This is a genomic window from Streptomyces sp. NPDC054842 (assembly GCF_053611025.1).
Genome location: NZ_JBSGZN010000012.1, coordinates 171,374 through 185,182 on the forward strand (window position 1 = coordinate 171,374; position 13,809 = coordinate 185,182).

Genomic DNA, 13,809 nt, shown 5'->3' on the forward strand with positions numbered 1-13,809 from the left:
ACCGACCCCGTTCGACCCCCCCTAGTCCCTGGGATCTTTGGAGGTGAGCCGCCGTGGCACTCTCGATTTCGGCGGTGGTGCTGCTGGCGATCATCGTCTTCATCCTGGTCAAGAAGTCAGGACTGAAGGCCGCCCACGCCATCGTGTGTGTCCTGCTCGGCTTCTACCTCGCCTCGTCGACGGTGGCACCCACGATCAACGAGCTGACGACGAACATCGCGGGCATGATCGGCAGTATCAAGTTCTGACCGTGGCGCGCCCGTTCCGTGGGCTCCGCGACCCGTCGCCGGAGCCCACACCGCCCGTCCGCCCGCTCAGCCCCCGGACGCGTACGCCACGAAGCGGGCCCACGCCCGCGACGTGAGCGCCAGCCGCGGTCCCGCGGTGTCCTTGGAGTCGCGGACGTGGACGGTGCCGGGGGTGGTGGCGACCTCGACACAGGACTCGCCGTCGTTGCCGCCGCTGTGACTGCTCTTGAACCACGCCGGTTCGGGGACGTCCGTGGCAGCAGTTGCGCGGATCATGTTTCTCCCACCAGTTGCTCGATCAGGACCAGCGACTCCCGTGGTGAGAGAGCCTGCGCCCGGATGGTGCCATACCGCAGTTCGAGGATGCGCAGCTGTTTCGGGTCCGATGTCGGGCGGCCGTTGAAGGCGCCGTCGGACCGGCCCACCGTCGTGCCGTCGGGGAACTTCAGCACCTCGATCCTTCCGTCCAGACCGGAGTGGACCTCGCAGTTCGCCGGCATCACCTGAAGCACGACGTTGTGGAGCCGGGCTGCGTCACGCAGTCGTTCGAGTTGCTCCCGTTGAACCATCCTGCCCCCGATGGGCCGCCTCAGTACCGCCTCCTCCAGCACGAAGTGCAGGCACGGAGCCGGGTCCCGGTCGAAGACCGACCGCCGTGCCAGCCGCGCGGCCACCATGCGCTCCACGTCGTCCGGCGTGTACGGCGGCTGGGCCGCCCTGATCAGTGAGCGCGCGTGCTCGGCGGTCTGGAGGAGGCCCGGCACGATGTTGCCCTCGTACACGCCGATCTCGGCCGCCCGCGCCTCCAGTTCGGCCAGCTCCCTGACCTTCCTCGGATAGCGGACCTTGGCCACGTCCTCCTTCATCGCGGACAGCAGCCCGTCCGCGCGCAGCACCTCGTCCGCCGTGTCCAGGTACTCGGGCCGGGGGATCCGCTTCCCGCCCTCGATCTTGTAGACCATGTCCTCGCCGTAGCCCACGGCCTCCCCGAAGTCGGCGGCGCGCATCCCCACCGCCTCCCGGCGGAGCCTCAGCTGCCGCCCGACCGTCGCGACGACCGCCACGCCCCACTCGTCGTCCGGGTCCACCTCCCAACCCGGCTCGTCCGCCTCGCCCTTGCGCCGGGCCGCCGCGCCGTCCACCCCTGCCATCCCGCACCCCTCCGTCGTACGACCCTGCCGCGACGCCCCTACCCGCGCGGCCGGTGCCGACAGTCCGGACACGAGCGGACAGAGGCCCTCCGCACCGGGACCCGCTTCCCCGTGCTCCGGTGCGAGGGGCGGTCCCCCCAAGGACCACGAGGGTGAAAGCACCGCACCAAGCCCTACCCCGCCCTTCCGCGCCCGCAGCGGTCCCTCACTCGCGCGGGTGAACATCACCAACTGGGCTGGATCGCTGCCCGGTTGCCTGCCCTACGCTCGGCGCGACACAACTCCAGACATGCGACGGCCCCCGCCGGGACGGCAATCCCAGTGCGAGGGCCTGACCACCGAGGAAGTAGGAGCTTCCCGATGGATACGCAGAACCCTAGCGCGCCCCCGCGCCCCCGGTCCGGGATCGCGGGCAGAAACCACACCCCCGGGCGCACCCGCTCCGGCGGTCTCGCTCACGACAACGCCCGGCACGCCACCCGCTTCACGGTGATCGGCAACCACCTCGCCCAGCACCCGGAGCTCTCGGCCCTGGCGATCGGCCTGGGCGTGCACATCCAGTCCCTGCCCGCGGGCGCCCGCGTCGACATCAAGACCCTCGCCGCGCGCTTCCCCGAGGGCGCCACCCGGATCGCCGCCGCCCTGCGCGAGCTGGAGGCCCACGGCTACCTGCGCCGCACCCGCGAGCGGGTCCCCGGAGGCCGCATCGTCACCCGCACGGTCTCCTGCAACCAGCCGGGCCACGGCGGCCGGGCGGCAGATGACCACGGCCGGGCGTCCGACGACCGCGGCCCGGCGTCCGACCGCCACGGCCCGGCGGCCGACGGCCACCGACCCGCGGCCCCGCGGACAGCCGAGCGGCGCACGCCGCGCAACGCCCTCCCGGCCGTCCCGCAGCCGGCGCAGCCCGCCCCCGCCCTCCTGGCGACCGCCACGGACCTCCTCACGGACCTCCGCCGCCACGACCCGGGCCTGCTCCTGTCCGCCCACGACACGGCCCACCTCGCGCCCGGCGTCGCCGCCTGGCTGGAGCGGGACGTCGGCCCCGGTGCCGTGCGCCGGGCGCTCACCACCGACCTGCCTCCCGGCGGACCGCGCCGCCCCGCCGCCCTCCTGGCGCACCGGCTCACCGACCGGCTGCCGCCCGCGCCCCGCTCGGCCGCCCCGACCGGTGCCTCCCCGCCGTCCGGCACCCCCTGCGGAACTGCGACGACTGCGACCGGGCCTTCCGCGCCCCGGAGCCGGGCCGCTGCCGGGACTGCCGGCGAGCCGCCCCGCCCGGGGGCGAGCGGTGACGGCGGGCCCGCGGCGCGACCCCGGCGGCGGACGCCTCGTAGGGTGGAGCCCATGACGGAACTGCCCGACCGGCGTCTGCTCCTGGTGCACGCGCACCCGGACGACGAGTCGATCAACAACGGCGCGACCATGGCGCGGTACGCGGCCGAGGGCGCCCAAGTGAGGCTGGTGACCTGCACCCTCGGCGAGCGGGGCGAGGTCATCCCGCCGGAGCTGGCGCACCTGAGCGGCGGCGCCCTCGGCGAACACCGCCTGGGGGAACTGCGTACGGCGATGGCCGCGCTCGGCGTCGAGGACTTCCGGCGGCTCGGCGGCGACGGCCGGTACCGGGACTCCGGGATGATGGGCGGCCCCGAGAACGACGAACCGGACTGCTTCTGGCGGGCCGACGTCGACGAGGCCGCCGCCCGCCTGGTCGAGGTGATCCGCGAGGTGCGCCCGCAGGTGCTTGTCACCTACGACCCCGACGGCGGCTACGGGCACCCGGACCACATCCAGACCCACCGGGTCGCCACCCGCGCCGCCGAACTGGCCGGGCAGGCCGCGTTCCGCCCCGGCCTCGGCGAACCCTGGCACATCGCGAAGGTGTACTGGAACCGCGTACCGCGCTCGGTGGCCGAGGAGGCGTTCGCCCGCCTGCGCGCCGCCCTGCCGGACCTGCCGTACGCCAAGGCGGCCGAGACCGGCGACGTGCCGGGCGTGGTCGACGACGCGGTGGTCACCACGGAGATCGACGGCACCGCGTTCGCCGCCGCCAAGGCCGCCGCGATGCGGGCGCACGCCACCCAGATCGAGGTCACCGAGCCCTGGTTCGTCCTCTCGAACGAGCTGGCTCAGCCCCTTTTCACCACCGAGTACTACGAGTTGGTGCGCGGGGAACCCGGCGGGACGCCGGAGACCGACCTGTTCGCGGGCCTCGCGGACGCAGGGACCGGCCGGCGGGAGACGGAGAACCGATGAGTACGACGGGCAGGCAGGGCAGCGCGCTGGCCCAGCCGTTGCAGCGGCTCCCGGCCGGACGCATGGCGGCGGGCCTCGGGCTCCTCGTGCTGGGCGCCCTGGTCGGGGCGGCCGGTTCGCTGGTGCAAGCGGCCTGGTTCCCGGGGGGATTGCTGCTGTCCCTGGCGGGCGCGGCCGGACTCTTCCTGGGCGGTGCGCGCGCCCTCGGCACCCGCGCCGGGGCCGTCGCACCGGCCGTCGGCTGGACGGTCGCCGTGGTGCTGCTCACCGCCAGCCGTCCCGAAGGGGACTTCCTCTTCGGCGCGGGGGTCGGCTCCTACCTCTTCCTGCTCGGCGGGATGGCGGTCGCTGTGATGTGCGCCACCCTCGGTCTCGGGCGGCAACCGGACGGTCCCGCCGTCCGACTTGGGAAATGACGTACCACTTCGCCGTATCGGACAGGTGCGGGTCCCGTGGGGGTTTCCCCGGCGGGCGCCGTCCGGGCGGTGAGACGGCCAGTATGGTGGTGCGCGCCGCCGAGCTGCCCGAGATGAGGTCGAGTAAACGGGCGGCGGAGCCAACCGGGAGAACCTGCCTTGAGTCGTGAAACTGACAGTTCGTCCTCCGGGCCCAACGGGCGCGGCGGAGCCGCGTACCCGTCGGGGACGCCGCCGTACGGGACCCCCACGGCCTCCGAGGACGGCACCGGCGCGGGCCGTGCGGCCGCGCAGCCGGAGGAACGCAAGACCGAGACCACACTGACGACCCGGATCCGGATCAACATCCCCGGATCGCGGCCCATCCCGCCGGTCGTGGTGCGCACGCCGATGGCCGACGCCGACGCCTCCGCCGAGAGTGCCGACGGCGCGGACAACGACCCCGAGACGACGGGTTCCGTGCGGGTGCCCGCGATCGCCTCGGGCCCGCCCGCGCCCGCCTCGGAGGGCCCCGGTGAGCCCGCGTCGGCGGACGAGAAGACGAGCGACTGGTTCGCGCCGCGCAAGTCCGCCGCCCCCAAGGGCGGATCGGGCGGTGGCCCCGCCAACGGAGCGGCGCTGCCCGCCGGTTCGGCGCCCGCGGGACCCGGCGCCCCCGCCGGTCCGGCCGCGTCCCCCGGCATGTCCTCGGGCCCGCAGGGCCCGGGCGCGCGTTCCGGCGGACCCGGGACTCCCCCCGGAGGGGGCGTCCCCGGACCGATGGGCGGCCAGGGCGGCGCCCGCCCCGGCGGCACGAACGGCGCGGGTCTGCCGGGTGCCACCGGCGCCGGTCCCGTCGCCCCCGGCCACGGTGGTGGCACCGGTTCCTTCGACGTCTCCGCGGCCCTCACCGGCCCGCAGTCCGGCGGCGAGTCCCGCCGCGACGACCTGCCCTACTTCGCCGACAACGGCCAGGGCGTCCCGGACGGACGGCGCGGACCCGCCGGCCCGACCGGCGGCCCGGTCACCGGCGACGGCCCGATGGTGCCGCCCGCCGGCCCCGGTGGTCCGGGTGTCCCCGGCGGTCCCGGCGCGGGTCCCGGCGGCGGTCTCAGCGACGACACGGCGATCCTCACCCCGCAGCGGCCCGCCCCCGAACCGGGCGGCCACGGCTACGGCGCCAACGACAACGTCTCCGGGCACACCGTCACCAGCGGCATCCCCGTCGTCCCCGGCGGCCAGAACTCGCCGTTCGGACAGGGCGGCCACCCCGAGGGGCCGCTGCCGCACACGCCCCCGAAGCTGCCCGAACCGGCCCCGAAGCCGGCCGCCTCGACCAAGCCCGCCAAGAAGAAGGGGCGCAGCAAGCTGGTGCTCCTCGCCGTCGGCGTGGTCTTCCTCGGCGGCGCCGCGTACGGCGCCGGGCTGCTGATGAACCACTCGGACGTGCCCAAGGGCACCACCGTGCTCGGCGTCGACATCGGCGGCGGCACCCGCGACGAGGCCGTCAAGAAGCTCGACGACGCCCTCGGGGACCGGACGAACAAGCCGCTGCGGCTGTCGGTCGACGGCGACACGGTGGCCCTCAGGCCGGACCAGTCGGGCCTCCAGCTCGACGCCAAGGCCACGGCCAGCGCCGCCGCGCGCAGCGACTACAACCCGGTGTCCGTGATCGGCTCCCTGTTCGGGCAGCAGCGCGTCGTGGAACCCGTGATGCCCGTGGACGAGGAGAAGCTCCGGGCGGCGCTGGAACGCGCGGCGGGCGGCTCCGGCTCGGCCGGCGACGGCACGATCAAGTTCCAGCCCGGCAAGGCCGTCGCCGTGTACGGCAAGGCGGGCAAGGGCATCGACGTCGCGGCGTCGGCCCAGGCCGTCCGGGACGCCTACCGCGGCCAGGTGGAGTCCGGTGCGAGCACCCCGGTGAAGGTGCCGACCACCACCAGGCAGCCGACGGTCTCGGACGCCGAGGTCAACCGGATGATGAAGAAGTTCGCGGAGCCGGCGATGTCCGGGATCGTCACGGTGCGGACGGACGCGGCCCACACGGTCTCGTTCAGCCCGCAGAACTCCCTGTGGCGTTTCCTGCGGGTGAAGGCCCAGGACGGCAAGCTCGTCGACTTCTACGACCGTGCGGAGCTGACCAAGCTCTACGGCAACACCTTCGACGGCGTCCTCGTCACCCGGGGCACCGGCAAGAAGACCGCGGTCACCGTCGAGGACGTGATCGGCGCGCTGCGTCCGGCGCTGATGTCCAAGAACGCGGCGGACCGGATCGCCGTGATTGACACGGACCCGAGCTGACCCGGGGAGCGTACGGCGCGGTTCCGCGCCGGTGAGAAGGGGTGTCCGGCCGACGGCCGGGCACCCCTTCCGCGTCGCCGTCCGGCCCTCCGTCACCGCGCCGGCCATGACATCCGTCATGCGCGACCGGGGACACCGCGCACTGCCGGGGCGGCGGGCGCGGCGGCCACGATGGCCCCATGACGACGACTTCGACGGCCACCTCCCCGGTGGTCGCCTTCGACCGGGTGAGCAAGAGCTACGGGGGAGTGCGGGCTGTGGACGGCCTGACGCTCGCCCTGCACCCCGGTGAGACGGTGGCGCTGCTGGGCCCGAACGGCGCGGGCAAGTCCACCACCCTGGACCTGCTGCTCGGCCTCAGGAACGCCGACAGCGGGACGGTACGGCTCTTCGGGACCGGCCCGCGCGAGGCCGTCGTCGCCGGCCGGGTGGGCGCCATGCTGCAGAGCGGCGGGCTGATGGACGAGGTGACCGTCGGCGAACTGGTCCGCCTCGCCTGCGCGCTGCACCCGAGGCCGTACCGGGCCGGCGACGTCATGGCCCGCGCGGGCGTCGAACGGATCGCGGGCCGCAGGGTGGACAAGCTCTCCGGCGGCCAGCGGCAGCGCGTCCGCTTCGCCCTCGCCACCGCGGGCGCGAGCGACCTGATCGTGCTCGACGAGCCCACGACCGGCATGGACGTCACCGCCCGCCGCGCCTTCTGGGCCACCATGCGCGAGCAGGCCGACCAGGGCCGCACGGTCCTCTTCGCCACCCACTACCTGGAGGAGGCCGACGCGATCGCGGACCGGGTGCTCGTGCTGCACCGGGGACGCCTGCTCGCCGACGGCACCGCCGCCGACATCAAGGCGCGGGCGGGCGCCCGCCGGATCTCCTTCGACCTGCGCGAACCGGTGGACGAGGCCGCGCTGCGGGCGCTGCCCTTCCTGACCTCGCTCGACGTCTCGGGCCACACCGTGCGCATCCGGTCCACCGACGCGGACGCGACCGTGCACGCGCTGTACGGGCTCGGCGTGTACCCGCGCGGCCTGGAGGTGGCCGGGCTCGGCCTGGAGCAGGCGTTCGTCGCCATCACCGCGGCTGAGGAGGCGGCCCGGGGGACCGACGGGACCGACGGGACCGACGGGACGGTCACCGCCGCCGAGTACGGCACGGACACGGCCACCACGGCCGCCGTCACCACCACCACCGCCACCGCCGCCGCCGCCGAGGGAGCGCTGCCGAAGTGAACAGCCTGATCAAGCTGGAGATCCTCCGCGCCCTGCGCAACCGCAAGTTCCTCTTCTTCTCGGTGATCTACCCCTCGGGGCTGTTCCTGCTCATCGCGGGCGGCCAGGACGCCACCACCTCGGTCGAGGGCACCGGGCTCACCCTGCCGACCTTCTTCATGGTGTCCATGGCCTCCTTCGGCGCCCTGACCGCCGTCCTGATGGGCAACAGCGAACGCATAGCCAAGGAGCGGGAAAGCGGCTGGGTACGGCAGTTGCGGCTCACCGCGCTGCCCGGCCGCGGCTACGTGCTGGCGAAGACGGCGAGTGCCGCCGTCGTCGCCCTGCCGTCCATCGTGATCGTCTTCGTCGTGGCGGCCGCCGTGAAGGACGTCCGCCTCGACCCCTGGCAGTGGCTCGCGCTCACCGCCGCCATCTGGGCCGGCAGCCTCGTCTTCGCCGCGCTCGGCGTGGCCATCGGCTATCTGGCGAGCGGTGACGCGGTCCGCCCGATCACGATGATCGTCTACTTCGGGCTCTCGGTGCTCGGCGGCCTGTGGATGCCCGCCACCACCTTCCCGGACTGGCTCCAGGACATCGCCGACTGGCTGCCCACGCACGCGTACGCTGCCCTCGGTCAGGCCATCGAACTGGGCGAGGCCCCGGCCGCCGCGGACGTCGCCGTCCTGGCCGTGTCCTTCATCCTGTTCACGGGCGCGGCGGCATGGCTGTACCGGAAGGACACCCTGAAGGCGTGAGCGGCGTCGGCATCGGGCAACGCCCCGACAACCGCAGGCAGAAGCTGGTCAAGTCCGTGTGGACGGGCATCTGGCTCGTCTACCTGAGCGCGCCCGTCACCGACCTGCTGCACGGCGGCCACAGCACCGGCGTCACCGTGCTCGGCTGGTCCGGCCTGGTGGTCTTCGTGGCCTGGTACTGGGCCCTGGTCTTCCGCACCGGCCGCGGCGAGGGCGAGCGGATGGTCCTCGCCTCCCTGGCGGTGCTGGCGGCGGAGTCCTCCGTCCTCGCCCTCACCCTGGGCCGGGAGTGGCTGGTCCTGTTCGTGTACGTCTCGATCGCGTCCGGCGCCGCGCTGCCGCTGCGGACGGCCCGCCTGACGGTCCCGGCCGTGTCCGCGCTGATGGCGGTGCTCGCCCTCGTCGTCCCCGACGGCAGGGAGTACCTGGCGGGCCTGCTCATCCCGGCGTTCCTCGGCGGCTTCGCCATGACGGGGGTGCGGGAACTCCTACGCACCACCATCGCGTTGCGCGAGGCCCGGGCCACCGTCGCCCAGCTCGCGGCGAACGAGGAGCGGCTGCGGCTCGCCCGCGACCTGCACGACCTGCTCGGCCACTCGCTCTCCCTGATCACGCTCAAGAGCGAGCTGGCCGGACGGATGCTGCCCGGCCGGCCCGAGGAGGCGGCCCAGCAGGTCGCGGACATCGAGAGCGTCAGCCGCCAGGCCCTCGTCGACGTCCGCGAGGCGGTCACCGGCTACCGGCGGCCCCGGCTGTCCGGCGAACTGGCCGGGGCACGGGTCGCGTTGACCGCCGCCGGGGTCGTCGCCGACCTGCCGGCCGAGCCCGGCCTCGGCGAGGTGGCCGAGGAGAGCGAGTCGGCGCTCGCCTGGACGCTGCGCGAGGCCGTCACCAACGTCGTACGGCACAGCGGGGCGCGCCGCTGCTCGGTGACCCTCGCCCGCCGCGAGACCCTGACCGGCCCCGTCCTCGAACTGGCCGTGGAGGACGACGGTTCGGGCGGCGCGGGCAAGGGCCGCGGGAACGGCCTGTCCGGACTGGCGGAGCGGCTGGAGAAGGCGGGCGGCACACTCGAAGCCGGCCGCGCGCGGCACGGTTTCCGGCTGGTCGCCCGGGTGCCCGCGACCGCCCCGGCGGGACCGGCCGGCCACTCCCTGACGGCGGCGGACGACGCCGTAGGATCCGGCACATGAGCCGTACGATCAAGGTCCTGCTCGCCGAGGACCAGTCGATGGTCCGCGAGGCCCTGGCCGCCCTCCTCGGCCTCGAACCGGACATCGAGGTCGTCGCCCAGGTGGCGCGCGGCGACGAGGTCCTCGCCGCGGTCCGGGCGCACGAAGTGGACGTGGCTCTCCTCGACATCGAGATGCCCGGCCTCACCGGCATCGAGGCGGCGGCCCTCCTGCACGCGGAGTTCCCGGACCTCCGGCTGGTCGTCCTCACCACCTTCGGCCGGCCCGGCTATCTGCGCAGTGCCATGGAGGCCGGCGCCGACGCGTTCCTGGTGAAGGACGCCCCGGCCGCCCAACTCGCGGAAGCGGTACGGAAGGTGCTCGCCGGGGAACGCGTCATCGACCCCACGCTGGCGGCCGCCGCGCTCGCCGAGGGCGCCAATCCGCTGACCGCCCGCGAACGCGAGGTGCTGCGAGCGGCGGCCGACGGCTCCACGAACGCCGAACTCGCCGCGGCCCTGCACCTGTCCCAGGGCACGGTCCGCAACTACCTCTCCACGGCGATACAGAAGCTCGCGGTCCGCAACCGCGCGGAGGCGGTCAGGACGGCACGGGAGAAGGGCTGGCTCTAGACGGGACGGCGGTGCGGCTCTCCCGTCAGTTGAGCATCGCCCGCGCGGCGAGCGCCTGTTGCCGTACCCGGTCGGCGGTCGGCTCGTCCACCGCGGCCACCACATCCGCGTACGCGTCCAGTTCGGCGGCGCCCGACAGGAACTCGCCGCGCTGCACGAGCAGTTGCGCCCGCTCGTAGCGCAGCCGCGCCGGGTGCGAGGGCAGCAGCAGGGACAGCTCGACGGCCCACAGGGCGACGTCGGAGCGTTCGGGACGGGCGGCCGCCCAGGCGCGGACGTTGTTCAGGACGCGCAGCACGACGTCGAGCGGGTCGGCGGGCGCGAGCATCGACGGGTCGAGCGGCGCTCCGGTCGCCCCCGCGACGAGCAGCTCGGCGTCCGGCCCGGTCAGCACCCGCCCCCCGTCGAAGGGATCGGCCAGCACCTGGTCCCCGGGCGGCCCGAAGCCCACCACGAAGTGCCCGGGCAGCGCGACCCCGTACACCGGTGCCCCTGCCCGCCGGGCGACCTCCATCCACACCACGGACAGCAGGATGGGCAGCCCGCGCCGGCGCTTCAGCACCTCGTGCAGCAGCGACGACTCCAGCCGCTGGTAGTCGCCGGGCGTGCCGTGGAAGCCGCAGCGGGCGCCGAGGAGTTCGGCGAGCGCGGTGGCCCAGGACCGGGGACCGCCCGGCCGGAACGGGACCTGCCCCGCCAGCCGGTCCAGCTCGATCTCCGCCGCGTCCAGGCCGGCCTCGTCCAGCGCGCCGTCCGCGGCGGCGCCCACGAGCAGGCAGAGCAGCGCGAGATCGGGCCGCTCGGAGCGGGCCTCGTCGGCGAACCGGCGCCGCACCTCGGCGGCTCGCTCCGGCTCCGGGGGATGAGGGGGACGCATGGCAGTCTCCGGTCCTCTCAGGCGCGCCGACGAGGGCCGTCGGGCGGCGCGGACTGTTCCCGCGCCGGCTCCGGTGCCCGGTGGTAGTGGTAGGCGTGGTGCGCGGCGAAGCCCATCCCCGCGTACATCGCCCGTGCGTCCGCGTTGGCGGCCTCCACCTGGAGCCAGGCCGCCGAGGCGCCCTCGTCCAGCGCGCGCCGGGCGAGCGCCGCCATCACGGCCGTCCCCAGCCCCCGCCGCCGGTACGCGGGGTCGACCTCGACGGCTGCGAAACCGGCCCACCGCCCGTCCACCACGCACCGCCCGATGGCGGCCGGCGGCTCACCCGGCTCTCCGGGCACCGTCGCGAACCACACGGACGGACCACTGCCCAGCACGCGCAGCGCCACGTCGCTCAGCCCCTTGCGCCGGTAGCGGCTCAGCCACGCCTCGTCCGCGTCCCGGGACAGCAGCACCCCGGGGGCCTCCCGGTCCCCGACCGGCGCGAGCGCCCCGGTCCACACCTCGGCCGTCACCTCACGCGCCCAGCCGCGCGCCTCCAGCTCGGCGCACAGCAGCTCCTGGGTGCCCTCGGCCCCGGTCGCCGTCTGGACGTAGGCGGGCAGCCCGCGGACGGCGTACCAGTCGCGGACGGCGGCCAGCGCCCCGTCCAGCGGGCGGCCCGGATCGCCGAGCGTCAGGACGGAGTTGGCGCGCCGGGTGAACCCGGCGGCGGCGCGCAGCTCCCACTCGCCGAGCGGCTCGCGCTCGACCGGCTGCCAGGCCCTGGCGGCGATCCGCGCCAGCTCCCCGTACGAGGCCGCGGGGCCCCGCCGCCGCGCCGGAGCGGACGGCACGACCTTGCCCGCGACCAGCGCGGATTCCGGAATGCGGACGCTTTCGCCGGTGCGTCGTGTGATCAGCAGCACACCGTCGTCCCATGATGTGAGAACACCGACCGTGTCGGTGAACTTCTCTTCCGTGTCTCCGTCCTCGTTCAAGCGTCGCACGGAGACGCGTTTGCCCACGTCAGCAGCGGTGATGCGGACCTCAAGGCGGCCGGCCGCGGAGATTTCCACAGGTCAGTTCACCCCTCCTGTTCGGATCATGCCCAGGAACGGAGATACTAGGGGCGGGCATCGACGACGCCGCGCTCCCGCGCGCCAGGCGGCGGAGCCTGAGGAGGCCCGCCAGCGCCCTATCGAGGAGGAACGACAGCGTGACCTACGTCATCGCGCAGCCTTGTGTCGACGTCAAGGACAAGGCGTGCATCGAGGAGTGCCCGGTCGACTGCATCTACGAGGGCTCCCGGTCCTTGTACATCCACCCGGACGAATGCGTCGACTGCGGAGCCTGTGAGCCGGTGTGCCCGGTCGAGGCGATCTTCTACGAGGACGACACTCCGGAAGAGTGGAAGGACTACTACAAGGCGAACGTCGAGTTCTTCGACGAGCTCGGCTCGCCCGGTGGTGCCAGCAAGCTGGGACTGATCGAGCGCGACCACCCCTTCGTCGCAGCGCTTCCGCCGCAGAACCAGTAAGCGGCCCGGATCGCGCCGCCCCGGTCCCGTACGGCCTCGCTGCCGTGCGGGACCGAGGTGTTTGGCGCGCGGTCCGTCCGCACCCGCCGTGAGGGCGGCCCGCCGGCCCGGGCCGTCCGTACGAGAAAGTGAGCCCGAGCCCGTGTCCGCAGTCTCCGACCGGCTTCCCACGTTTCCCTGGGACAAGCTGGAGCCCTACAAGGCGACGGCCGCCGCTCATCCGGACGGCCTCGTCGACCTGTCCGTCGGCACGCCGGTCGACCCGGTGCCCGAGCTGATCCAGAAGGCTCTGGTCGCCGCGGCGGACTCGCCGGGGTACCCCACGGTGTGGGGCACCCCCGAGCTGCGCGACGCGATCACGGGCTGGGTGGAGCGGCGGCTGGGCGCGCGGGACGTCACGCACCGCCACGTGCTTCCCGTCGTCGGTTCCAAGGAGCTCGTGGCCTGGCTGCCGACCCAGCTGGGCCTCGGCCCCGGGGACAAGGTCGCCTACCCGCGCCTGGCCTATCCGACGTACGAGGTCGGCGCCCGGCTGGCCCGCGCGGACCACGTCGTCTACGACGACCCGACCGAGCTGGACCCCACGGACCTGAAGCTCCTGTGGCTCAACTCGCCGTCGAACCCGACCGGCCGCGTCCTCGCCAAGGACGAGCTCACCCGCATCGTCGCCTGGGCCCGGGAGCACGATGTCCTGGTCTTCTCCGACGAGTGCTACCTCGAACTGGGCTGGGAGGCCGACCCGGTCTCGGTGCTGCACCCGGACGTGTGCGGCGGCTCGTACGAGGGGATCGTGGCCGTCCACTCGCTCTCCAAGCGGTCGAACCTGGCGGGCTACCGCGCCGCGTTCCTCGCCGGTGACCCCGGCGTCCTCGGCCCGCTGCTCCAGATCCGCAAGCACGGCGGCATGATGACGTCCGCGCCGACCCAGGCGGCGGTGGTCGCCGCGCTCGGCGACGACACCCACGTCCGTGAGCAGCGCGAACGCTACGCGGCCCGGCGCACGGCCCTGCGCGCCGCCCTCCTCGGGCACGGTTTCCGCATCGAGCACAGCGAGGCGAGCCTGTACCTGTGGGCCACGCGGGACGAGTCCTGCTGGGACACCGTCGCCCACCTCGCCGGCCTCGGCATCCTGGTGGCCCCCGGCGACTTCTACGGCCCCGCGGGCGACACGTTCGTACGGGTGGCCCTGACCGCGTCGGACGAGCGGATCGCGGCGGCGGTGGGCCGCCTGGCCTGAGCGCCGGTACACGCCGCACACACGGCGACGGGGCCCGGGGAGTTCCCCGGGCCCC

14 protein-coding genes and 1 pseudogene are annotated in these 13,809 nt (G+C 74.3%); 11 read left to right on the forward strand and 4 right to left on the reverse strand.

The features are described 5' to 3' along the window. Nucleotides 1-53: 53 nt before the first annotated feature. On the forward strand, nucleotides 54-248 hold the full coding sequence (locus ACWGIS_RS12465; RefSeq protein ID WP_028801953.1) for a hypothetical protein: 195 nt from the start codon (nucleotides 54-56) through the stop codon (nucleotides 246-248). A 66-nt stretch (nucleotides 249-314) separates the two neighbouring features. Here ACWGIS_RS12465 and ACWGIS_RS12470 read toward each other — a convergent pair whose 3' ends face one another. Continuing rightward, on the reverse strand, nucleotides 315-524 hold the full coding sequence (locus ACWGIS_RS12470; RefSeq protein ID WP_453362356.1) for a DUF397 domain-containing protein: 210 nt from the start codon (nucleotides 522-524) through the stop codon (nucleotides 315-317). After that, nucleotides 521-1,399, reverse strand: a complete 879-nt coding sequence (locus tag ACWGIS_RS12475) for a helix-turn-helix domain-containing protein (protein WP_453362357.1) — start codon at nucleotides 1,397-1,399, stop codon at nucleotides 521-523. The genes ACWGIS_RS12470 and ACWGIS_RS12475 overlap by 4 nt, the downstream gene beginning before the upstream one ends. A 360-nt stretch (nucleotides 1,400-1,759) precedes the next feature. Between ACWGIS_RS12475 and ACWGIS_RS12480 the strand changes: the two are divergent. The 8 genes and pseudogenes from ACWGIS_RS12480 to ACWGIS_RS12515 all read left to right on the forward strand — a co-directional run bounded on the left by ACWGIS_RS12480 (nucleotide 1,760) and on the right by ACWGIS_RS12515 (nucleotide 10,121). Further along, a pseudogene (locus ACWGIS_RS12480) lies at nucleotides 1,760-2,694 on the forward strand (helix-turn-helix domain-containing protein). 52 nt (nucleotides 2,695-2,746) lie between these two features. Further along, nucleotides 2,747-3,655: an N-acetyl-1-D-myo-inositol-2-amino-2-deoxy-alpha-D-glucopyranoside deacetylase gene (gene mshB, locus ACWGIS_RS12485; RefSeq protein WP_453362358.1), complete on the forward strand. Its 909-nt coding sequence runs from the start codon at nucleotides 2,747-2,749 to the stop codon at nucleotides 3,653-3,655. Further along, nucleotides 3,652-4,071, forward strand: coding sequence for a DUF6113 family protein (locus tag ACWGIS_RS12490; RefSeq protein ID WP_453362359.1), 420 nt, complete (start codon nucleotides 3,652-3,654; stop codon nucleotides 4,069-4,071). Before mshB ends, ACWGIS_RS12490 begins: the two co-directional genes overlap by 4 nt. Before the next feature lie 159 nt (nucleotides 4,072-4,230). After that, nucleotides 4,231-6,351 (forward strand): hypothetical protein, encoded by a 2,121-nt coding sequence (locus ACWGIS_RS12495; protein ID WP_453362360.1) that lies wholly within the window; start codon nucleotides 4,231-4,233, stop codon nucleotides 6,349-6,351. Between the two features lie 179 nt (nucleotides 6,352-6,530). Beyond that, entirely contained in the window at nucleotides 6,531-7,580 is a 1,050-nt protein-coding gene (locus ACWGIS_RS12500; protein ID WP_453362361.1) for an ABC transporter ATP-binding protein, read from the forward strand. Next, the gene (locus ACWGIS_RS12505; protein WP_453362362.1) at nucleotides 7,577-8,317 is read left to right on the forward strand and encodes an ABC transporter permease; all 741 of its coding nucleotides are present in this window, start codon (nucleotides 7,577-7,579) and stop codon (nucleotides 8,315-8,317) included. Before ACWGIS_RS12500 ends, ACWGIS_RS12505 begins: the two co-directional genes overlap by 4 nt. Beyond that, complete coding sequence (locus tag ACWGIS_RS12510; RefSeq protein WP_453362363.1) at nucleotides 8,314-9,510, forward strand: sensor histidine kinase; 1,197 nt, start codon at nucleotides 8,314-8,316, stop codon at nucleotides 9,508-9,510. The genes ACWGIS_RS12505 and ACWGIS_RS12510 overlap by 4 nt, the downstream gene beginning before the upstream one ends. Continuing rightward, on the forward strand, nucleotides 9,507-10,121 hold the full coding sequence (locus ACWGIS_RS12515; protein ID WP_453362364.1) for a response regulator: 615 nt from the start codon (nucleotides 9,507-9,509) through the stop codon (nucleotides 10,119-10,121). The genes ACWGIS_RS12510 and ACWGIS_RS12515 overlap by 4 nt, the downstream gene beginning before the upstream one ends. Nucleotides 10,122-10,146: 25 nt before the next feature. Here the strand turns inward: ACWGIS_RS12515 and ACWGIS_RS12520 are convergent, their stop codons facing one another. Next, on the reverse strand, nucleotides 10,147-10,998 hold the full coding sequence (locus ACWGIS_RS12520; protein ID WP_453362365.1) for a transglutaminase family protein: 852 nt from the start codon (nucleotides 10,996-10,998) through the stop codon (nucleotides 10,147-10,149). A gap of 17 nt (nucleotides 10,999-11,015) precedes the next feature. Then, complete coding sequence (locus ACWGIS_RS12525) at nucleotides 11,016-12,056, reverse strand: GNAT family N-acetyltransferase (protein ID WP_453362366.1); 1,041 nt, start codon at nucleotides 12,054-12,056, stop codon at nucleotides 11,016-11,018. A gap of 140 nt (nucleotides 12,057-12,196) precedes the next feature. Between ACWGIS_RS12525 and fdxA the strand changes: the two genes are divergently transcribed. Both fdxA and ACWGIS_RS12535 read left to right on the forward strand, forming a co-directional pair. Continuing rightward, entirely contained in the window at nucleotides 12,197-12,517 is a 321-nt protein-coding gene (gene fdxA, locus ACWGIS_RS12530; protein WP_019058397.1) for a ferredoxin, read from the forward strand. 142 nt (nucleotides 12,518-12,659) lie between these two features. Further along, on the forward strand, nucleotides 12,660-13,754 hold the full coding sequence (locus ACWGIS_RS12535) for a bifunctional succinyldiaminopimelate transaminase/glutamate-prephenate aminotransferase (protein WP_453362367.1): 1,095 nt from the start codon (nucleotides 12,660-12,662) through the stop codon (nucleotides 13,752-13,754). Nucleotides 13,755-13,809: the final 55 nt, after the last annotated feature.

Coding starts and splice junctions, on each gene's coding strand:
- ACWGIS_RS12500 (WP_453362361.1), top strand. CDS start 6,531: ATGACGACGACTTCGACGGCCACCTCCCCGGTGGTCGCCTTCGACCGG.
- ACWGIS_RS12470 (WP_453362356.1), bottom strand. CDS start 524: ATGATCCGCGCAACTGCTGCCACGGACGTCCCCGAACCGGCGTGGTTC.
- ACWGIS_RS12520 (WP_453362365.1), bottom strand. CDS start 10,998: ATGCGTCCCCCTCATCCCCCGGAGCCGGAGCGAGCCGCCGAGGTGCGG.
- mshB (WP_453362358.1), top strand. CDS start 2,747: ATGACGGAACTGCCCGACCGGCGTCTGCTCCTGGTGCACGCGCACCCG.
- ACWGIS_RS12490 (WP_453362359.1), top strand. CDS start 3,652: ATGAGTACGACGGGCAGGCAGGGCAGCGCGCTGGCCCAGCCGTTGCAG.
- ACWGIS_RS12515 (WP_453362364.1), top strand. CDS start 9,507: ATGAGCCGTACGATCAAGGTCCTGCTCGCCGAGGACCAGTCGATGGTC.
- ACWGIS_RS12475 (WP_453362357.1), bottom strand. CDS start 1,399: ATGGCAGGGGTGGACGGCGCGGCGGCCCGGCGCAAGGGCGAGGCGGAC.